Source organism: Endobacterium cereale (assembly GCF_009617585.1).
Taxonomy (GTDB): domain Bacteria; phylum Pseudomonadota; class Alphaproteobacteria; order Rhizobiales; family Rhizobiaceae; genus Neorhizobium; species Neorhizobium cereale.
The window spans coordinates 254,739-274,064 of record NZ_WIXI01000049.1 but is presented as its reverse complement, the minus strand read 5'-3'; the positions used below and the strand labels follow the sequence as shown (position 1 = coordinate 274,064).

General features: G+C 58.2%; 16 protein-coding genes. 12 read left to right on the top strand and 4 right to left on the bottom strand.

Annotation, left to right across the window (positions count from 1 at the left end):
* Positions 1-19 precede the first annotated feature (19 nt).
* The 6 genes from GAO09_RS23200 (at position 20) to GAO09_RS23175 (ending at position 7,450) form a co-directional block, all read left to right on the top strand.
* On the top strand, positions 20-1,246 hold the full coding sequence (locus GAO09_RS23200; protein WP_153358200.1) for a glycosyltransferase: 1,227 nt from the start codon (positions 20-22) through the stop codon (positions 1,244-1,246).
* A gap of 80 nt (positions 1,247-1,326) precedes the next feature.
* A complete protein-coding gene (locus GAO09_RS23195; RefSeq protein WP_153358198.1) occupies positions 1,327-2,715 on the top strand; it encodes a glycoside hydrolase family 5 protein in 1,389 nt (462 codons plus the stop codon).
* The gene (locus GAO09_RS23190; protein ID WP_153358196.1) at positions 2,715-3,905 is read left to right on the top strand and encodes a glycosyltransferase family 4 protein; all 1,191 of its coding nucleotides are present in this window, start codon (positions 2,715-2,717) and stop codon (positions 3,903-3,905) included. The genes GAO09_RS23195 and GAO09_RS23190 overlap by 1 nt, the downstream gene beginning before the upstream one ends.
* 103 nt (positions 3,906-4,008) lie before the next feature.
* Positions 4,009-4,836, top strand: a complete 828-nt coding sequence (locus GAO09_RS23185; RefSeq protein ID WP_153358194.1) for a glycosyltransferase family 2 protein — start codon at positions 4,009-4,011, stop codon at positions 4,834-4,836.
* A gap of 152 nt (positions 4,837-4,988) precedes the next feature.
* Positions 4,989-6,095, top strand: coding sequence for a glycosyltransferase family 4 protein (locus GAO09_RS23180; RefSeq protein WP_153358192.1), 1,107 nt, complete (start codon positions 4,989-4,991; stop codon positions 6,093-6,095).
* Positions 6,092-7,450, top strand: a complete 1,359-nt coding sequence (locus tag GAO09_RS23175) for a hypothetical protein (RefSeq protein ID WP_153358191.1) — start codon at positions 6,092-6,094, stop codon at positions 7,448-7,450. Before GAO09_RS23180 ends, GAO09_RS23175 begins: the two co-directional genes overlap by 4 nt.
* A gap of 270 nt (positions 7,451-7,720) precedes the next feature.
* On the opposite strand, the gene GAO09_RS23170 is transcribed toward GAO09_RS23175, so the two are convergent.
* Both GAO09_RS23170 and GAO09_RS23165 read right to left on the bottom strand, forming a co-directional pair.
* Positions 7,721-8,767: an acyltransferase family protein gene (locus GAO09_RS23170; protein ID WP_153358189.1), complete on the bottom strand. Its 1,047-nt coding sequence runs from the start codon at positions 8,765-8,767 to the stop codon at positions 7,721-7,723.
* Positions 8,768-8,843: 76 nt separating this feature from the next.
* Positions 8,844-9,362, bottom strand: coding sequence for a serine O-acetyltransferase (locus tag GAO09_RS23165; protein WP_153358187.1), 519 nt, complete (start codon positions 9,360-9,362; stop codon positions 8,844-8,846).
* A gap of 287 nt (positions 9,363-9,649) precedes the next feature.
* Between GAO09_RS23165 and GAO09_RS23160 the strand changes: the two genes are divergently transcribed.
* Positions 9,650-10,762 (top strand): acyltransferase family protein, encoded by a 1,113-nt coding sequence (locus tag GAO09_RS23160; protein ID WP_209018805.1) that lies wholly within the window; start codon positions 9,650-9,652, stop codon positions 10,760-10,762.
* Here the strand turns inward: GAO09_RS23160 and GAO09_RS23155 are convergent.
* Together GAO09_RS23155 and epsC are read right to left on the bottom strand one after the other, a co-directional pair.
* Complete coding sequence (locus GAO09_RS23155; RefSeq protein WP_209018804.1) at positions 10,723-11,916, bottom strand: glycosyltransferase family 4 protein; 1,194 nt, start codon at positions 11,914-11,916, stop codon at positions 10,723-10,725. The two genes, GAO09_RS23160 and GAO09_RS23155, sit on opposite strands and share 40 nt — an antisense overlap.
* Positions 11,917-11,929: 13 nt before the next feature.
* Positions 11,930-12,538 (bottom strand): serine O-acetyltransferase EpsC, encoded by a 609-nt coding sequence (gene epsC / locus GAO09_RS23150; protein ID WP_209018803.1) that lies wholly within the window; start codon positions 12,536-12,538, stop codon positions 11,930-11,932.
* 235 nt (positions 12,539-12,773) lie between these two features.
* Between epsC and GAO09_RS23145 the strand changes: the two genes are divergently transcribed.
* From GAO09_RS23145 to GAO09_RS23125, 5 genes are all read left to right on the top strand, one after another.
* Positions 12,774-13,943 carry an acyltransferase family protein gene (locus GAO09_RS23145; RefSeq protein ID WP_153358178.1) on the top strand — a complete coding sequence of 390 codons (1,170 nt, stop codon included), beginning with the start codon at positions 12,774-12,776 and terminating at the stop codon, positions 13,941-13,943.
* Positions 13,933-15,072, top strand: coding sequence for a glycosyltransferase family 4 protein (locus GAO09_RS23140; protein WP_153358176.1), 1,140 nt, complete (start codon positions 13,933-13,935; stop codon positions 15,070-15,072). The genes GAO09_RS23145 and GAO09_RS23140 overlap by 11 nt, the downstream gene beginning before the upstream one ends.
* Positions 15,073-15,117: 45 nt before the next feature.
* Positions 15,118-16,377: an MATE family efflux transporter gene (locus GAO09_RS23135; RefSeq protein WP_153358174.1), complete on the top strand. Its 1,260-nt coding sequence runs from the start codon at positions 15,118-15,120 to the stop codon at positions 16,375-16,377.
* 166 nt (positions 16,378-16,543) lie between these two features.
* Positions 16,544-17,551 (top strand): NAD-dependent epimerase, encoded by a 1,008-nt coding sequence (locus GAO09_RS23130; RefSeq protein WP_153358172.1) that lies wholly within the window; start codon positions 16,544-16,546, stop codon positions 17,549-17,551.
* Positions 17,552-17,638: 87 nt separating this feature from the next.
* Complete coding sequence (locus GAO09_RS23125; protein WP_153358170.1) at positions 17,639-19,003, top strand: glycoside hydrolase 5 family protein; 1,365 nt, start codon at positions 17,639-17,641, stop codon at positions 19,001-19,003.
* Positions 19,004-19,326: the final 323 nt, after the last annotated feature.

The following is a 19,326-nucleotide window of genomic DNA, read 5'->3' as shown; positions in this document are numbered from 1 at the left end:
GCAAACATTTGAGGTGTGAATGCGTATTCTGGTGATCTCGGCGATGTTCCCGCCCAACATCCTTGGCGGCGCGGAAATTTCGGCGTTCAACCTCACAACCTGGCTGCAGAAACAGGGCCACGAGATCGGCGTACTGACGGCTGCCAAGTCGCCGGACGAGGTGAAATACGGCGAGATGGTCGACGGCATGAAGATCTGGGCGCTCTACATGCCGAGGCCTTACCCGATCTTTAAGCAGGGCCGTGGCGTCTCGAAATTCAAGAAACCGTTCTGGCACCTGCAGGATCATCTCGATCCGCGCAATCCAAAGATGGTTGCCAAGGTTCTGGACGAGTTCAAGCCGGATTTCTGCAACGTGCATTACATCACCGGCATCGGCCATAACGTCCTGCCGGAACTGGGCAAACGCGATATCCCTGTCATGTATGTCATGCCCGACATGGCGCTGTCCTGTGTCAAGCTGACGATGTTCGTGGACGGCAAGACCTGCGAGACTCAGTGCGGGCCGTGCAAGATGTCGGCCGGTTACAAGCGTCGCGGCATTCGCGCCATGCGCCGCATCGGCTTCTGTTCCCCCTCACGGGCGAACCTGGAGCGCAATGCGATGTTTCAACCGCTGGCCGATTACCCGATGGCGCATATTTTGAACGCCAACAAATATCCGCCGCCGACCGTCGCGCGCGAGCCGAGCGATATCGTGCGTTTTGTTTATGCCGGCCGTCTGGAATCCGCCAAGGGTGTCGACGTCCTGCTGGAAGCTGCCGAGGAACTGGCCGAAAAATGGCCGTTCACTTTCAAGGTGGTCGGCTCCGGTCAGGATGCAGATGCGCTGCAAGCCCGGTTCGGCCATCACAAGTGGCTCGAATTCACCGGCCACGTGCCCTTGCAGACAGCTATCGACAATATCGGCGGCAGCGACGTGCTCTGCATCCCATCTATCTGGATGGAAAACTCGCCGGGTGTCGTCATTCAGGCACTGGGCATGAGCGTGCCGGTGATCGGCAGCCGCGTCGGCGGCATTCCGGAATTGGTACAGCATGACGAGAACGGCATTCTGGTGCCGCCGGGCGATAAAAATGCTTGGCGCGCCGCGCTGGAAGAACTGCTGGCCGATCGCGAAAAGCTGGAGCGATACAAGGCCAATGCCGCATCCAAGGCAGGGGAGTTCGACCAGGATTATCTTGGCGGACGGTATTTGGAATTCATCGATCAGATCCAGAACTTTGACGGGCGGGTGGCCGTTTGAGGCCACTCGTGGAATTCCATGCGTCGCATGAGGGCTTGGTTTCAAGGCCTGACAGAATGCGCAAAAGCAGGAAGAACGACATGAAGACGACAGGCCAGAAGGCTTTTGGGAAAGCCGCTTTTCGCACCGCGCTTCTCAGTGCTTGCTTCGGCGTGTTCGCCTGCGCGTCATCTGCGTCGGCACAGTCGGTGACGTTCGAAAAGCCTGCGAACAAGGACTTTGTCGCTCCGATCATCGGCGCCAACACGCATTTCGGTACGGTGCGCGTTCTCGGCTACAAGGATGCCCACAAAGTCCGCGATCAGCTCACTCAGATCGGCGCGACCTCCTATCGCGATTACATGCCGTGGCAGTCGTTCAATTTTCCGCCCTCCGGCCCGGTCCTCGCGAAATCCGGCCGGCTGATGAATTTTCTGCCGCAGGCCGGCATCACGCCGATGATCAACCTTGGCCTTGCCAATTCCGGCGTCAAAGGCGGTGTGCCGCCGATCAGTGATTCAGCGCTCGAACTGTTCGAGGATTATGTCGGCAAGGCCGTCGAACTGACCCAGACATACGATCCGATCTACGAGATCTGGAACGAATGGAACATGTATATAGGCACCGGCAAACCGCAGCCGCGCATCATGGGCGAGGGATCGAAGAACGATCCGCGCTCCGCCAGCCATTATGTCCGCGTCGCCAAGGTGGCCGTTGAAAAGATCCGGCGGGTGAACCCGAAAGCGAAGATCGTTGTTGGCGCCGTTGGCGACGATGAGGATTGGGGCTGGGCCAAGGCAATCGTGCGCGATGGTGTGATGGACGGCGCCGACGGCCTGTCCGTTCATCTCTACAATCAGTGCTCTGCCAATCCGCATGATCGCACGGCGGAAGAGATGATCGAGCGGGTCGAGAAACTGCAGGCGGATTTGAAACAGGTGCGCGGTGGAACGGAGACGCCTCTTTATATCACCGAGTTCGGCTGGCCGACCTCGCGTGGCAATTGTGGCATGCCGCTTAATACATCCGCTTATAATTTCGCCCAGTTCATCCTGCATTCCTCGGCAATCCCTTACATCAAGGGTGTGTGGATGCACGAATTGAAGAACATTTCGCCGGACCCGGTGGAGCGTGAAAGCAATTACGGCCTCTTTTCCTATGAGGACGAGCCAAAACCGGCTGTCTGCTTCATGGGGGCCGCTGCCGAACTGGTGAAGTCGGCGGACAGCGTCGAAATCCGCGAACCGAAACCGGATGTGTTTGTCGCACGGCTTAGCACCGGCGAAGGCCAGAAAATCGTCATGTGGACGAAGGGCGACTGGGTCAAGGCGGGTTACGCGTCTTCCACGCAGCCGGTGAAGGCAGAGGCCATGTGCGAGGCGCAAGGTCTCGCCAAGGCCGAACCCGGCCGCATCGGCCCGGCGCCAGTCGTCCTCGATTTTTCCACGCAGGATGCGGTCACGATCGAATTGAGCGAGGTGCAGAAATAATGTCGGTTCTTTCCTTCGTTCGATCGCTGTTTTCAGCAGCCGGTGCAGCAAAGTCCGCCAGGGGCGGGCGCAGCCGTATCTGGGTGATCGGCCCGATGCCGCAGCCGCTGAACGGCCAGACGAATTACAATCGCCACATTGTCGCCGAGTTCGAAAAACATGCGCCGGTGACCGTTTTGCCGACTGGCGGAACGGGCGCGGAAAAGATTGCGGCTGCCCTCGTGCTGCCGCTGATCATCCTGTTTTCCATCCCGCGCAAGGACCACGTCTATACCTCGCCGCCCGGCCAGAACGGTCTTTGGCTGTTCATGGGATGCCTTGCGGCGCTGCGTCTCAAGCGGCTGGATCATTTCATCCACCACCATTCGTTCCGGCCGATCAATCTCGGCCCGACCCGTTCGGCGCGTGCGCTGGTGGCCGTCAGCGGTCCCTATCAGCGCCACGTCTTTCTGTCGGAAAAGATGCGCGACCGTTATGCCGATCTCTATTTTACCCCGGAACTGAAAGCGCGCAGCTTTGTACTGCCGAACGCCTATCTGTTCTTTAAGGAAAAACCGGCGGGTGCGGTTCGCAGTGGCCCGATCACGATGGGGCACCTCAGCGTTCTCACCCGCGAAAAGGGCGTGGATTATCTGATTGCGCTGGCCGAGCGCATCTTCGCCAAGCGTGACGATTTCCGCTTCGTGCTGGCCGGCCCGGTGCGCGATGAAAGCCTGAAAGCTGAAATCCTGGCATTCTGCCAAAAGTATCCGTATCGCGCCGAGTATCTCGGCCCCGTTTATGACGACGCAAAGGACGCGTTTTACCAGCGTCTCGACATGTTCGCCCTGCCGTCGCGCCTGATCGACGAGGCGGATCCGCTGGTCATTCTGGAAGCCTATGGTTACGGGTGCGATATTCTTGCGTCCTCGACCGGCTGCATCCCTGAGCGTCTGCGCACTGCCGACCGCCTCATGTCCTTCGATCTCGACAGGGATACGGAACTGCTCGACAGCGCGATTACTGATCTCGCCGCCAACCGTCAGGCGATTGCCGAGGCCGGACGTGCCCATATCGCCGCCATGCATCGCCGTTCGGTGGCGCAGGCGAATATTTTCTTCAGCGCGCTGGAGATCGACACCCCTGCCGATCCCGACGCTGCCTTCAATACTGCCACCGGCTTTGTACCGGGTGCAGCGGGGAAGGCATGACCATGATTTTCAAACCAAAAAATCTTCGCCGAATGCTTCAGCTGCCAACCCTGCAAACGTTGCCGCAGCGCACTTCATCCCATCACGAACACATGGGTCACAGATGACAAACAAATCGCCTCTCAACGTCATTGTCGTCAATTTCCGCACTGCTGGTCTTACTATCCGTTGCGTGGAATCGATGATCGCACAAGCCGTCGCCAAGCCGGAGGAGATCATCGTCGTCGACAATCTTTCCGGTGACGACAGCGTGCCCGTATTGCGGGCCAAACTGCCGATCGGCGTCAGACTGATCGCCTCCGACCGTAATGCCGGCTTCGGAGCTGGTATCAACGAAGGCTACAAACACACCAATGCGGATTACCTGCTGGTGCTGAACCCGGATACCTATTTCGAGTTCGACAGCGTTGCGCGGGTGATGGACCTCATGAACCGTGATCCGAGCATCGGTCTGGTCGGTCTCGACCTCGTCAATCCGGATCGCAGCCGCCAGTATTCGGCACGGCGCTTCTATTCGATCCTCGATATCGGTGCGCGTCGCGTCAACATGCTTGGCAAAATGTTTACCGGCCGTATCGATCATCATCTGATGCGTGAGGCCTGGCGCGATGGAAAGCCGTTCGAGGCCGAATGGGTGATGGGCACGGGTTTCGTCATCCGCAGCGACCTCTACGCGCAGTTGGACGGCATGGACGAAGCCTATTTCCTTTACATGGAAGACGTCGATCTGTGCGCCCGCGTATGGCGCGCCGGCAAGAAGGTGATCTGCTATCCGGGCGCTCAGCTGGTGCATGACCATCAGCGGTCGAGCGCTTCCAGCCCGTTCAGTTTTGCCGGCCGTGCGCACCTGAGAAGCCTGGTCATGTTCGGCCGTCGGTTCTCGCTGCCACTTATCCGCTCGCCCGGCCTTAAAAAGATCATGCGATCGTAAGACTATTATCAACCTTGGGGGGATTTCGTTTGTCGGAACACGTCAACGCAGCCAACAGCGTCGCGATGCACCGGCAAGCGCGACCATTCAGGCGATCGGCACTGGTAAAACATGCCGTGGAACCCGTTCGTTTTGTTTGGCGCAACTAGACCATGAAGATACTTCACGTCTGCGAAAGCATTATCGGTGGTACCGGCTCCTATCTGGCAGAACTGATCCCGCATCAGGTCGCAGCCTATGGGCGCGAGAACGTGCAGCTTCTGGTGCCCGAGACCCATTTCGATTTCATCGATCCGGCCATCCGCGAATGCGGCGCGCAGATCCTCACCTTCAAGCGCCCGACCCGTCTCTTGGGCTCCTTCCTGCTGGTGCAGCGTTACCTGCAGGCGGTGAGCACATTCCAGCCGGATGTGGTGCATGCCCATTCGTCAGTGGCCGGCATCATCGTGCGCGTGCTTGGCCTGCGCCGCAACTACCGTATCGTCTTCTGCCCGCATGGCTGGTCGGTGGATATGCAGGGCGCACGTTACGTGCGCGGGTTCGCCGAGATGATGGAGCGCAAGCTCGGCAATGCCGCCGACAGCATCATTGTCATCTCCAAGCACGAATACAGGCGCGCCATGGAGCTGGGTCTGTCGCCCGACAAGGTGACGCTGGTGGAAAGCGGTATCGACCGCAATGTGCCGCCGGTGCCATCGGCCGAATGGAAGGATGATCGCATCCGCCTTCTTTATGCCGGACGGTTCGATTACCAGAAGGGCGTGGATATTCTGCTGAAAGCCGTCGAGGGACTGGGTAATCGCTTCAGCGTTCGTCTGGTCGGCGGTTTTGCCGTCAGTGAGGAAAACATGCCGGAAACGCTTCCCGATCATATCGCCCAGCTTGGCTGGATGGATCGCGACGGCGTCTATGCGCAGATGAAGGCCTGCGATGTGCTGGTGGTCCCCTCCCGTTGGGAAGGGTTCGGTCTGGTGGCGATCGAGGCGATGCGGATGCAGAAACCGGTGGTGGCTGCCGCCGTCGGCGGGCTGGTCGAAATTCTTGGAAACGGCAAATACGGCATGCTGGTGCCGTCCGAAGATCCCGATGCGCTGCGCGATTGCCTCGCAAGCCTGACGCGCGAAACCCTTGAGGAATTCGGCGAGATCGGACGCAAGCGCTTTCTGGCATGTTACACATCAGACCGGATGGTCAGGCAGATCGATGACGTCTATGTCTCGATCCTCCCCAGCCGGCTTCCGGAGCCACAGCCCGTATGACGACAAGACGGTATCAAAGCGATACGCCCAGGATCGACTGGGATGAGGTGATCTACAATTTCCTGCTGATCACCTTCATCCTGTTCGCCATTCGCGATGGCCTGACCGGCAGTATTCGTTATCTGTTCCAGCTGCTGCACGTCTCGTTTTTATGGTTCGTGCCGGACCTGATGTCGTTCGTGGCGATGGGCCTGTTTTTCTACCAGCAGTTTTTCGTCAAGAAGAACGCGATCGGGATGTATCTCTGCTACATCTTCATCCTGTCGACGATTACCAGCATCTTCTTCATGAACAATTCGGCATTTTCGCTGTTTTCGTCGATCAAGATGTTCATCCCGATGTTCGTCGGCTTCTGTTTCTACGGGCGTTCGGTGACGGAGCGGCAATGGGTGCGGGCGGTGCTGATCGTCATCTGCGGCGCCTCCGTCCTCGGTCTTCTGGCCAATCCTTATGTAGAGTATCCGTGGGTCGGCCAGACGATCAGCAGTTTTGGCATGGAGCGCGAGGCGACCAAGCTGTGGTGGCAGGAGGGAGGCATCCGTTACGGCGGGCTTGCCGGCGACAGCACCATGGCCGCCTATATGGTCATCTTCATCTTCATCCTGCTGTCACCGCATTACAGCTTTCTCACCAATGTCATCTGCCTGCCGATCATTCTCTGGGCGATCCAGGTCTCGACCAGCAAGACGGCACTCGGCGTGTATTTCCTCTATGTGGGGATCTATTTCACCGTCTATTTTCTGCGTGACCGGGCGCTGAACATCGCCTTCCTGCGGCTTGTCGCCAAATGGTCCTTCGTGTGCTTGCTGGTGCCGCCACTTCTGATGCTGATGTTTTATGGCGCCGAACTCGGCAAGGTGTCGTCATCGCTGTTCAGTCTGCAGGACCGTATCGACAATACCTGGCCCGGTCCGTTCCAGACGGTCGCGGAAATCTTTCCGGCCGGCGTGGTATTTGGCTGCGGCCTTGGCTGTTTCAGTTATCCGATGGATTACACGGCACTGTCCGAATACAACCTGCCGCTCGACAATTTCTACATGTCGACGCTGATCATGATGGGCATGCCCTTCGTGCTGTTCGTGGTCATGCAATTCCTGATGGTGCGGCATGCGCGAGATCCGGTGAAACTGTCGCTGATGACGATGTTCAACTTCTACAGCATCACCATCCAGTGTTACGGCCCGTCCTATGCGACGCTGATGTTCGGCTACATCTTTTCCGAAATGTTCGGGTACCACGTGCGCAACAAGTCGCGTGTGCCGCAGCAGCCGAAATTGAAGCCTATGGGGCAGGGTGGTGCGGAGCCGGGACTGGCCAATGCGCAGGCGGATATGGTGCCGCGGCCTCAGGGGTAGTGTTGTTACCGCTTGCTCCTGATAATCTTCACCCCTGAGGGGAAGATGTCCGGCAGGACAGAAGGGGTATTTCTGGCGCAAATGCCGATTTCATCCCACCTGCCGCACCGTGGGTTACCCCCTCTGTCACCTTTCGGTGATATCTCCCCCTCAAAGGGGAAGATCATTGGGAGCAAGCCGCACCACCTCAAATCCATATGCGATAGCCCTGCCGTTTACGGGGGAGATCGGCTGGGCGCATCCTCGCAAACCCTTAAAGCCTGTTCGGCCTCACTCCGCCGGCTGCGGCTGTCGTCTTTGCATCAAACGCCCCGTCAGGCTGAGCACCGGCTTTTCCACATAATAATGAAACAGCAGACCGGCCACCTGGCAGGCGAAAACGATGCCGATGAAATAAAGCTCCAGCGGCAGCGGAATTTTCGCATGCACGACCATCGCGATCTTCAATAGCAGCGACAGAAGTGGATAGTGGATGAGGTAAAGGCTGTAGGAGGCTGCGCCCATCATGTCTAATGGCTTGAACGGACGGTTCCACGAGGGAAGCGCACAGAGGCCGTAGATGATGCCGGTGGCGCCGAGGCCGAAGAGCAGGATGAGATAGTCCGGGTCCGCTCCGCCGCCGTAACTGACCTGCCACCATGTTCCGGCAAAAACGATGGTGCCGGCGATAAAGGTCGGCAGGCCATAGGTCATGTCTTCGCGGACAAACAGCCGGCCGATGCCCATGCCGGCCATGAACAGCAGGTGATACGGGCTGAGCAGGAATTTTAAGAGCCATGGTTCATCGAAAAACACGCCGGCAAGCGAACCGATCACGCCCCAGCCGATCAGCAGTGGGAGGCCTATTTTTCTGTTCCAGAGATAGAGGAGGAAGGTCGCATAAAACAGCATTTCGTGACGCAGCGTCCATTCGACGCCGAGAAGCACTTCCTTTTCCACCGGCAGGATGAGGTAGGCGGCGATCACATCCCAGGCGCCGAACTCGGCGCCGGCGGCCAATGCCATCGCGGTGGTGGCGATCAGCACGATCCACAATGGTGGATAAAGCCGGCGAAAGCGCTTGAAGACGAATTTCTTGACCGCCTCGACATCGCCCTGTCTGTCGCGATGATGGGCATAGTAGATGACAAAACCGCTCAGCACGAAGAACAGTTCGACACCCGCCGAACCGGCCTTGAAGATCGGAAATACGGCCCGGTCGAAATATTTCGACAGCGCCATGGTGATTTCCAGATGGTAACCCACGACCATCAGCGCTGCGATGGCACGGACCCAGTTCAACTGGTAGAGTTGGCTGCGCGATTTCACCTGATCCATGGTCAAAAACACCCCCGTGTTCGGTTGTTCGCGTAAAAGCCCAAGGCTTCATTCGGTCGGGCCTGGTTCGCCCGTTTCAGTCTCCGGTGCCGACGCGGATGAGTTTCGCCGGATTGCCGGCAACGATGCCGTGCGCCGGCACGTCCTTGACGACAACAGAACCGGCACCGACGATCGCCTTTTCACCCACCGTGATCGGGCCGATAACGATGGCATTCGGATAAAGCGTCGCGCCGGCGCCGATCACCGGATATTTGGGCGAGGCGGTCTTGCCGATCGTCACCGTCTGGTAGATCGCAGCCCCTTCGCCGATCTCGACACCTTCGCCGATGACGATACCGACCGGATGTGGCAGGAACAGGCCGGGCGCGATATGGCTGCCGAGATTGATATGGCAGCCGCTGCGCGTCACATTCCAGCGCCAGACGATGATGCCGAGGCGTTTCAGCCGGCCCTTGTAGAAATGCGTGGCGACGCGGTGCAGAAAGACCGTGGCGAAACCGGGATTGAAGAGAAACGTGAAAGGCATCTTCTTCATGCTGCGGTGGCCCGCATTGATATGCAGATCTGCCTTGACGACATCCCAGAATTTCATGAGGCTTCCTGTTCGTCTATTTCCATCTCGCAATTGCGAAGGACTGTTATGTTTCGTAGCCGTCTGACCGTGAATGTCAACGGTTTGATCCGTTTCAGGACAGATGGCAGCGGGCTTTCTTGACTGGCGAAATCGTTGATTTCTCGAGGATATTCATCGAAAATCGCATCCTGTCGCCTGATGAAAGGCATAATCGCTCGAATCTATGTCATCGTCATGTTAGCGTTGCATCGCGAAAAGATTTTAGTCGGCAGCGCCCTCAGATAGCGCGAGGAATGGGAAAAACCATGTCGCAGGCAAAAGTCCGTGGAAGCGGAAACTACGTCGTCAACGTGCAGATCCTGCGGTTCTTCGCGGCCTTCCTCGTCGTGTTCGCGCATGCGCATGTGGAGGTGCTGAACGTTGCTGCCCGCAGTGGCGGCACGTTTGGCGGCATCGGTCTTCTCGACTGGGGTCTGGGCGTCGACATCTTTTTCGTCATCAGCGGTTTCATCATGTATTTCATGATGCATGACCGCTTTGGCCGGCCGGGCGCGCCGGTCGATTTCCTGCGCAGACGGCTGGTGCGCATCGTGCCGCTCTACTGGATTTTTTCGACGCTGATGCTGGTGTCGATCCTCGCCGCCGGCAGCCTGATCAACAATAACGGGCTGGATATCCGCCACATCATCGCTTCCTACGCGTTCATCCCATGGCCGCGCACCGACGGCGAACTGTTTCCGCTGCTGTCGCTCGGCTGGACGCTGAATTACGAGATGCTGTTTTACGCCATCTTTGCGCTGGCCCTGTGTCTGCGGCGCGCGATGGGCATTGCGGTGATGCTCGTTCTGTTCGCCGTTCTGTGCACGGCGGCGGTGCTGGTGCCCGATCAGGTCTGGCTGATCAAGTTCTGGGGCAATGGTATTGTCGGCGAGTTCCTGCTCGGCATCGGTCTGGCGGCGCTTTACCTCAAGGGGTATCGATTGCCGTTCAGTGTGATGGTGGCGATGATCGTGGCCGGTCTGGTTCTGGCGATCTGGCTCTACCAGATTTCGGCTTATGAACATGTCACGCGGTTGATCACCGGCGGCATCCCGGCGATCCTGATCACCGCTGCCGTCGTGCTTGGCCCCTCCGCGCCGGATGGCCGGATTACGCGCGCCTTGGCGCTGGGCGGTGATGCGTCCTATGCGCTGTATCTGTCGCATCCGTTTGCGCTGAAGATTTTTGGCGTGATTGGTGCCAAGTTTGGCCTGCCGCTGATCGGTATTTTTATCGGCGGACTGGTCGTGTCGATCATCGGATCGATCGTCGCGCATCTGTTTCTGGAAAAGCCGATGGGCGCATGGCTGTCGAAACGGACGAAGCCGAAAAAGACCGCTCAGGTGGCTTCGGCAACGACCGGCATGACTGAGCGATAGATATCGCGATATTCGCGAACTACATCTTCGAATACCCGGCCGGGGCGGTTCCGCAGGCTTTCATGCGCGGTGAGAACGCGTGCCGGATCCTCGACCAGAGCCTCGATAGCCTTGGCAAAACCATCGGCTCCCGGCGGCACGATCCAACCCGTTACACCATGTTCGATGACCTCGGGAATGCCACCGAAACGACTGCCGATAACCGGGCGGCCCGCCGCCAGCGCATCCACCAGTACCAGCGCGCCGGGTTCCTCCCAGATCGAGGGAATGGCGATGACATCGACGGTTGCGTAAAATTCGGAAGGTGAGACGAAGCCGACAAAATCGAGATCGGCGTGCGGAGCCAAGGCCCGCAGCCGCGCCTTTTCATCCTCCGGTACATTGCCGGCCAGAGCCAGCGTCACGGCACCCGGCTTTTGGCGTGCGACGGCTTCCACCAGAAGGCCAACACCCTTTTCCTCGGAAAAGCGGCCGAGATAACCGATCCGCAACGGCGCCGTTGGCAAAGGGCGAGGGGAAAACGTGATGGCGGGGTTGGGCACATTGCGCACCACATGTTTTGCGGCTCCACCAAACAGTCCGTCTTCCAGATGAAGATCGAGCGTGCGCTGGCTGACGCTGACCACGGCATCCACTCTTTTTGCACGGCGCCGCCGACCGACCGTGAGCGCGGTACAGGCTATTCCGCAGGATTTATCCCCATGGAAGCGGGAGCAGCGCGGACAGGTGAGGTAATAATCGTGCAGCGTATGCACGGTGGGGATTTTTTTGGATTTTGCCACCCGCCACACATCGGCGGTGAGGCCGTTGATCGTGTTGGAATTGGCCACATCGGGGCGGAAATCGTCGAGTAGTTTGCCGACATCTGCATGGGCAGTCTGCCAGTCGTCGATGACGTGCCAAAGCACCCGCGCCGCCGGGTTCTGCTTTTCCTGAAACGGCGGAAACAGATTGCGCACCGTAATGAATTCGACGCGCACGCCGTTGACGAATTCGCTCTCGCGTTTGCCCTCAAGTGAATTGCAGAGAACCATCACCTCGTCGCCACTGGCGACAAGCGCCTCGGCGAACTGGTGGGCAAACACTTCCGCGCCACCGACGATTTTCGGGTGTCTTGGGGTCGGATAAAGGGCGCTGAACAGGGCGATCCGCATCGGCGCGATTTCCTTATGCTGCCGGACTGGTCGTGGCGGCATCGCCTGCGACGGGCCTATCAACAAGCGGCGTGTCTGTGACAGGTTTGGGTCCTATGATTTTTGCCGGAATGCCCATGGCGATCGAATGGGGCGGCACGTCCTTGGTGACGACGGCGTTGGCGCCGATCGTGGCACCTTCGCCGACCGTGATGGCACCGACCACGACGGCACCGGCAGAGATAGACACGCCATCCTCGATGACAGGATCACGCGGATCTTCCGCCGCCTTGCGGCCGATGGTGACGTTCTGGAGAATGGAGACATTGCGGCCGAGCGTGGCGGCGCCAACGACGATGCCGAACGGATGCGGCACATAAAACCCGCCGCCGATCTTTGCCGCCATGGCCAGTTCCGAGCTGAAAAACACGCAGCTCCACCACCAGAGAATACGGCGCAACAGACGGCCGATCAGTGGAATTTTCACCACCATTTCCTGCAGGCGGCGGGAAAAGACGAACTGGAAACCGGGGGTGAGCAGGAACATGCGCAGCGTGAAGCCGAGGCCGGCGGATGTCCTGTTTTCCCGCAGGGCATAACGCTTGAGATCGGCCTTCACCTTCTGGAACGGCGTTTCCGTCATGTCGATCCTGTCTCCGCAAACTTGGCGCCAGACCGCATTTTCGCCCGGTCCGGCACTTAACAACATTGGTTAACACTGAGATGTGTCGTTCGAATTTTGTTTCGATATAGGTCGCCGATTGGGCTGGACGATATCTGATCGAGAATTATATGCAACGCAGCATTCCGCTTGACGGGTTCGTCTCGATGAACCAAGACTGGCGCTGCAAATACACCGGATCCGGGGAGTATGGCGCATGAAACAGGGGCAGATCAGGTTCGACGCCCTCGATTCCTGGAGGGGTATTGCCGCCCTTCTGGTGGCGCTGTTCCATTTTCAGGCAGCCGGTTTTTTCTATGATTTCCCGCTGATCCGGAACGGCAATCTGGCCGTACCCTTCTTTTTCGTGCTGAGCGGTTTCGTTATCACCCATGCCTATCGGACGTCGCTTGTCCGCGGCAGTGACGGCTGGCGTTTCGTCATCCGCCGTTTTGGTCGGCTCTATCCGCTGCACATTTTCACGCTCGGCATTTTCGTCCTGCTGGAACTGGCAAAGCTGTTCATGGCGGCCCGTGCGGGTCTTCACAGCAGCGAGGGAGCGTTCGCCGGCACCAACGATATTCCGTCACTGATCGCGAACGTTTTTCTGCTACAGGCGGTCATTCCCTTCCCGGAACTGACATGGAACGCGTCGAGTTGGTCGATCAGCACGGAGTTTTACACCTATCTCGTTTTCGTGGCGGTGTTTCTGGGGCTTGGGCGATACCGCATGTGGGGTTCGGTCGCGGTTTTTATCGCTGCGGGCGTGCTGCTGGTCTGGCTCGATACCTATCATCCGGATCTCAACCTCGCGTCCGGCCTTGGCCTCGTCCAATGCATTTTTGGCTTTTTCGCCGGCAACCTGACCTATGAGCTTTATCTGAAGCTTCGGGAGAACAGTGCGGTGCGGGGCACCGTTCCTGAACTGCTGGCGACGGCAATCATGCTGCTGTTGTTCTGGTTCAAGCCGCATTACACGACCTTCAACATCCTCGGTTTTTCAGCGGCTATCCTGCTGTTTTCCTATGAGGGCGGCACGGTTGCAAAGCTGCTGCGTGTCCGGCCGCTGCTGTTTCTCGGAAAACTCTCCTATTCGATCTATCTCGTCCACTTCATCGTTTTTGCGGTCATTTTTGCCGGTGCCAAGGTTATCGAAGGCAAGATCGGCATGACGCTGATCAAGGCCGATGGTGTGCATGAGCGCCTCGCCTTTGGCCCAGCCGGGCTGATGGACCTGATGGCATTGGGTTATCTGGTGTCGATCATCATCTGCGCCTGCTTCACCTATTATTTCGTCGAGGAACCGGGCCGCAAATTCTTCAATCGGCTTTCGAACCGCATGACCGGCGTCCGCGCCCCGATCGGGCAGGGTGCCAATGCCCGTTGAATTGAGGTCGGCTTCTTCCCGCAAAATTTTTATCAACGGGCGCTTTCTCGGCCGCCCGGTGACCGGGGTCGAACGTTTCGCCGGTTCCATCCTCGGCGAGATCGACGCGGAACTCGCGTCGACGAATGTTTCGCGTTTCACAGTGCTGGCGCCACAGGGTGTTGCGCGGCCGGACTGGCTGAAAAATCTCGGGTTCGAAAATACCGGCAGCCGTACCGGTCATGCCTGGGAACAGACGGATTTGTGGCGGGCCAGCCGTGATGGCGTGCTGGTCAATCTGTGCAATTCCGGCCCCGTTCTGCACGGGCGACAATTGACAGTGCTGCATGATGCGCTGGTTTATCGCCATCCCGAAAATTTCTCCCGCGCTTATGGCACATTTCATCGCCTGCTCGGGCGCATGTTGGCGAAACGTGCCAATCTGGCCACCGTTTCGGATTTTTCGCGACAGGAATTGTCGAAACTGCTCGGCGTGGAGGTCCAGACGATCGGGTTGGTGCCGAACGCGATCGATCATGTTTTCGCAGTCGAACCGGATTTTTCGGTTCTGCCGAAATTCGATCTCGAAAGACGTCCCTTCTTCCTGTTCGTCGGTTCGCCCGCCAATAACAAGAACCTGGCCGGCGCGATCCGGGCTTTCATCGCGCTCGACAGGCATGATGTTACTTTTGTCATGGTCGGCGGGGCAGCGAACACGTTCGCAAAATCATTGTTGGGCGAATTGCCGTCCAACGTCGTCAGCACCGGCCGTCTGACCGACGAGGAGATACAGGCGCTGTACCGAAAGGCAGCGGCGCTGGTGTTTCCGAGCATTTACGAAGGTTTTGGCATTCCGCCTTTGGAGGCTATGGCGGTTGGTTGTCCGGTGATTGCAAGCGATATTCCACCGGTGCGCGAAGTCTGCCGCGATGCCGTCATCTATTTCGATCCGCATCATGTGGCGTCTATGACCTCCGCCATGCGCGATGTTGTTGATGGCGTGGTCGATATCGCTGCCGTGCGGGAGAGGGGGCTGGTGAGGACAGGCGATTTTTCCTGGAAGAAGAGCGCCGAACGACTGCTCGTCATGATTGCCGAAGTCGAGCACGACAACCGTATTTTACGCACCACCGATGCCAGCATTCGCTGACAGGAAACAGCGACTGCGTGGTCGCGCTTTAGGACATACCCATCGATGCGAATTCTGAAGAAGCTGAACAGTTTTGCGAATCTTGGCCTGCGCGCTTCGACGCTGGTTTTTCGCTTCCTGCTCACTTTCTACATCGTCAAATATCTCGGCTATGAGGCCGCCGGTATCTACGGCCTGACGCTCGGTGCGGTCGGCATCATGCCGGCGCTGATCGGCTGGGGGCTGAATTATTTTGTCGCCCGCGATGCGGTTGGCGTGCCGGTCGTGACGGCGGCAGCCAAGATCAAGACGCGGCTGGTGGTGACGACGATTTCGCTGACCTTGGCGACACTTTTGGCCATCGGGCTGGCTTTTGCCACCGGTTATCCGCTCACTGCCATCTATATCCTCATCATTGCGCTGGTCTGGCTCGAAACCTATGCGCTGGACCTGCATGTGCCGATGATCGCCATGGAAATGGCGTTGCAGGCCAATATTCTTGTGTTCATCCGCTCGGCGTTGTGGGTGCCGGTCATCGTCGGGCTGGGCGTGTGGTTGCCGGAACTGCGCAGCCTCGAAGCGGTGTTTGCCAGCTGGATCCTCAGCTATGTCGTCGTTTTCGCCGTGCTCTACTGGCTGATCCGCAAATGGCCGCTGGGCGAGATTGCCAAGGCACCGTTCGAAGGCGAGTGGATCAGGGGCCGTCTGAAAAAATCGTGGTTCATCTATTTCAGCGATCTCGGCCTTGTCGGTCTGGTTTATGCCGACCGTTACATCGTGTCCTTCATGCTTGGGCTGACGCTGACCGGTGTCTACACATTCTACTGGTCGCTCACCAATGCGCTGCAGACGCTGATGACGACCGCCGTGGTGCAGCTGGCGCTGCCGGTTCTGTTCAAGGCCTATAACGCCGGATCGGCTTCCGACTGGAAGCGGATCATGAAGAACCAGTTCGTCAAGGTGGCGGCACTATCGGTCGTGCTCGGCGCCGGCGTCTTTGTCGCCAGCGAAATTCTCATTCATTTCCTCGATATGAAGGATGTCACCGAATACCGCTCAATCTTCATCATGCTGCTGCTCGCCGCCGTCATTCGTTCCTGCTCGGATCTCTTGAATGTCGGCCTGACCAGCATGAAAAAGGACAATCATTACGCCACGATCAACCTTCTCGGCGTCATCCTGTCGGTGGCGATGGCCTTTGCCATGATCGAAATCTTTGGTTTTGCCGGCACAGGCATTGCAGCACTTTCCACGGCGATCCTCGTTGCCATCGCTCGTGCCATTTTTCTCTTCAAGTTCTCGAAAACCATCGGGGTGGCGGCATGATCGCCTCCTCGAAAAATGACAATTGCACATATTTTGCTGCATTGCGGTAGACAGGGCTTGAATCATTGATGTACGTTTTAGCTGTCCGTCAGACGACCCATTGCGGCGGCAGCCAGATCAACCTGGTGGGGGTCGTCCTGACCCCACATCGCGCGAAAGGGTAAAAATGCGCTATCTCATTACCGGCACTGCGGGCTTTATCGGTTTCCATCTGGCCAAGCGGCTGCTCGACGAGGGCCATTTCGTCGTCGGTTTCGACGGCATGACGCAATATTACGACACCAAGCTCAAGGAAAAGCGCCACGAAATCCTGGCCCGCTCCAACGGCTTCAAGGCGGTCATCGCGCAGCTGGAAGACAAGGATGCGCTGGACAAGGCGGCCGAGCTTGCCGAACCGGATGTGATCGTTCACCTCGCAGCCCAGGCCGGTGTGCGTTACAGCCTCGAGAACCCGCGCTCCTACGTCGATTCCAATCTCGTCGGCTCGTTCAACATCATCGAGCTTGCTCGCCAGATCCAGCCAAAACACCTGCTTCTGGCCTCGACCTCGTCCGTTTACGGCGCCAACGAAAAGATTCCATTTGCCGAAAGCGACAAGGCCGACGAGCAGATGACCATCTATGCCGCGACCAAGAAGTCGATGGAACTGATGGCGCACAGCTATGCGCATCTGTTCAAGGTGCCGACGACGGCTTTCCGATTCTTCACGGTTTATGGTCCGTGGGGTCGTCCGGACATGGCGCTGTTCAAGTTCGTTGATGCCATCCGCAACGATCGCCCGATCGATGTCTATGGCGAAGGCAAGATGAGCCGCGACTTCACCTATATCGATGACCTCGTCGAGGGCATCATGCGGCTGATGGCCGTGCCGCCATCCGAGGAAAACCGTGTGGTCGCAGACGGCGTTGTCGATACGCTGTCGCAGCATGCGCCGTTCCGTGTCGTCAATATCGGCGGTGGCCAGCCGGTGGAGCTGATGCGCTTTGTCGAGACGATCGAGGAAGCCATGGGCAAGCCGGCGATTCGCAACATGCTGCCGATGCAGAAGGGCGATGTGCCGCGCACCTTTGCCTCGCCTGACCTGCTTGTGGCGCTGACGAAATTCAAGCCTGAACTGGACCTCGATTACGGCGTACGCCGGTTCGCGGAATGGTATAAGGAATTTTACAGCTAAAATTCGTGACAACGTCACACTTTTGCCAGATGATAAGGTTATCAGGCACGCGCCTGACGCTGATCTGACGGCTTCGAGGAGCGCTGGATGCGGAAGACAACGGCGAAAGCCTGCATAGCGGTCACAGCCATGCTGATGCTTCAGTCGGGTGTCGTATTCGCTGCCGACAGCGCTTCCGTTTCCTTCGTCCGGGCAGATCTTGTTGCCCGGCCGGAGCCTTTGGTCATCGGCGTTGGTGTGCATTTCGGCATTGGTGGCGAATATAATTACGTGGCGGGAAAAACCGCCGCGCTCATCAAGGATATGGGGTTCGGCTCCTATCGTGATGATCTTGCCTGGCCGGCCTTCGATCAGCCGGGTGCCAAAAAGGGAAGGCCAGAGCCGAAGCAACTGTTCGATTTCATGAAGCTGAGGCCGGCGAGACCGCTTCTGATCCTCGGCCATGGTCATCCGCAGGTGAAGGAAGGCGATCCACCGCTCACCGAAGCGGGTCGCAAGGCATTTTCCGATTTTGCCGCGCGGGCAGCCGCTGCGGCCGAACCTTTCGATCCGATCTATGAAATTTGGAATGAATGGAACCTCACGGCGCGTTTTTCGTTGCCGTTCCTAGTCGGACCCGGAAAACCGGACGATCCGCGGGCAGCACAGTTCTATTCGGCGCTGGCCAAGGCGGCCGTTCCGGCAGTTGCCGAGGCGGCTCCCGGCGCTCCGCTTCTGGTTGGCGCTGTCGGTGTCGATAGCGGTTGGCAATGGACCAAGGCGATCGTGGATGATGGTGCCGTGATGGCGCCCGCCGGACTGTCGGTTCATATGTATAACCACTGCGAGCCGGATGAGACCAAACGCAATGCAACCGAACTGGTCGACCGGTTGGAAGATTTGCAGAAAATGCTGTCGGAAAAGGACGGCAAGCAGGTACCGGTCTCGGTTACGGAATTCGGCTGGCCTACGGCGAAAAAGCCCTGTGTGATCAGTACGCAGGCACAGTCCGACAATATCGCACAGTTTCTTTTGTGGTCGGCGGCAACGCCGTGGATGAAGGGCACCTGGGTTTATCAATTGAAGGATCAGGGTCGGGACGAAAACGACCTGGAGGCCAACTTTGGTCTATTCGATTACGACTACAAGCCGAAGCCTGCGGCCTGCGCGGTGCGTGAGGTGATCCGACTGGTGAAAGATGCCAAGGCCTTTCACCTGAGCCGCCCGATGCCGGATGTTTTTGTTCTGGCGATGGATGACGGCGAGGGTGTGAAACTGGCGGCATGGACAACACACGCGGAAATCCGGGCAGAAATGGCGGTGCGGTCGGGAGAGGTGGTGAAGGCGCAAGCCTTGTGCGCTTCAGAGCCGCTTGCCGCAGACAAGAGTTTCGAAATAGGGGCGACACCGGTTCTGGTGGAACTCGCAAAGCATAATAGTACCGATTTTTCAGCAGATATTTCAATCAAGTAAGACTTTTTACTCCCGAGTTGAGATCGGGTGGTGATGATTTCGGTGGCGCAAGGCCGACCGAGCCGGAGCAGAACAAGCGGACCATTTGAGAGTTCCGTGCTGTCGGCAGATTTACCGGGGAGGGCGACCGCGATCTGCATCCAAGGGTGCATCGCGTCCCGGCTTTGGGCCGGCAGATTTGGGCAAGCGCCGCGCGGGACCGCATGGTCGTGTCCCCGGCTGCCGCCGCGTACCCATGCGGTACGTTTTCCGGTTTCGCGGCGCGCAAGTGTCCGAAAAGCGACCAAGGTCCGGCCGCTAAAATGCAGTCAAATCCCAAAAGG

Coding starts and splice junctions, on each gene's coding strand:
- GAO09_RS23195 (WP_153358198.1), top strand. CDS start 1,327: ATGAAGACGACAGGCCAGAAGGCTTTTGGGAAAGCCGCTTTTCGCACC.
- GAO09_RS23135 (WP_153358174.1), top strand. CDS start 15,118: ATGCGAATTCTGAAGAAGCTGAACAGTTTTGCGAATCTTGGCCTGCGC.
- GAO09_RS23180 (WP_153358192.1), top strand. CDS start 4,989: ATGAAGATACTTCACGTCTGCGAAAGCATTATCGGTGGTACCGGCTCC.
- GAO09_RS23200 (WP_153358200.1), top strand. CDS start 20: ATGCGTATTCTGGTGATCTCGGCGATGTTCCCGCCCAACATCCTTGGC.
- GAO09_RS23165 (WP_153358187.1), bottom strand. CDS start 9,362: ATGAAATTCTGGGATGTCGTCAAGGCAGATCTGCATATCAATGCGGGC.
- GAO09_RS23170 (WP_153358189.1), bottom strand. CDS start 8,767: ATGGATCAGGTGAAATCGCGCAGCCAACTCTACCAGTTGAACTGGGTC.
- GAO09_RS23125 (WP_153358170.1), top strand. CDS start 17,639: ATGCGGAAGACAACGGCGAAAGCCTGCATAGCGGTCACAGCCATGCTG.
- GAO09_RS23190 (WP_153358196.1), top strand. CDS start 2,715: ATGTCGGTTCTTTCCTTCGTTCGATCGCTGTTTTCAGCAGCCGGTGCA.
- GAO09_RS23145 (WP_153358178.1), top strand. CDS start 12,774: ATGAAACAGGGGCAGATCAGGTTCGACGCCCTCGATTCCTGGAGGGGT.
- GAO09_RS23175 (WP_153358191.1), top strand. CDS start 6,092: ATGACGACAAGACGGTATCAAAGCGATACGCCCAGGATCGACTGGGAT.
- GAO09_RS23130 (WP_153358172.1), top strand. CDS start 16,544: ATGCGCTATCTCATTACCGGCACTGCGGGCTTTATCGGTTTCCATCTG.
- GAO09_RS23155 (WP_209018804.1), bottom strand. CDS start 11,916: ATGCGGATCGCCCTGTTCAGCGCCCTTTATCCGACCCCAAGACACCCG.
- GAO09_RS23160 (WP_209018805.1), top strand. CDS start 9,650: ATGTCGCAGGCAAAAGTCCGTGGAAGCGGAAACTACGTCGTCAACGTG.
- GAO09_RS23185 (WP_153358194.1), top strand. CDS start 4,009: ATGACAAACAAATCGCCTCTCAACGTCATTGTCGTCAATTTCCGCACT.
- epsC (WP_209018803.1), bottom strand. CDS start 12,538: ATGACGGAAACGCCGTTCCAGAAGGTGAAGGCCGATCTCAAGCGTTAT.
- GAO09_RS23140 (WP_153358176.1), top strand. CDS start 13,933: ATGCCCGTTGAATTGAGGTCGGCTTCTTCCCGCAAAATTTTTATCAAC.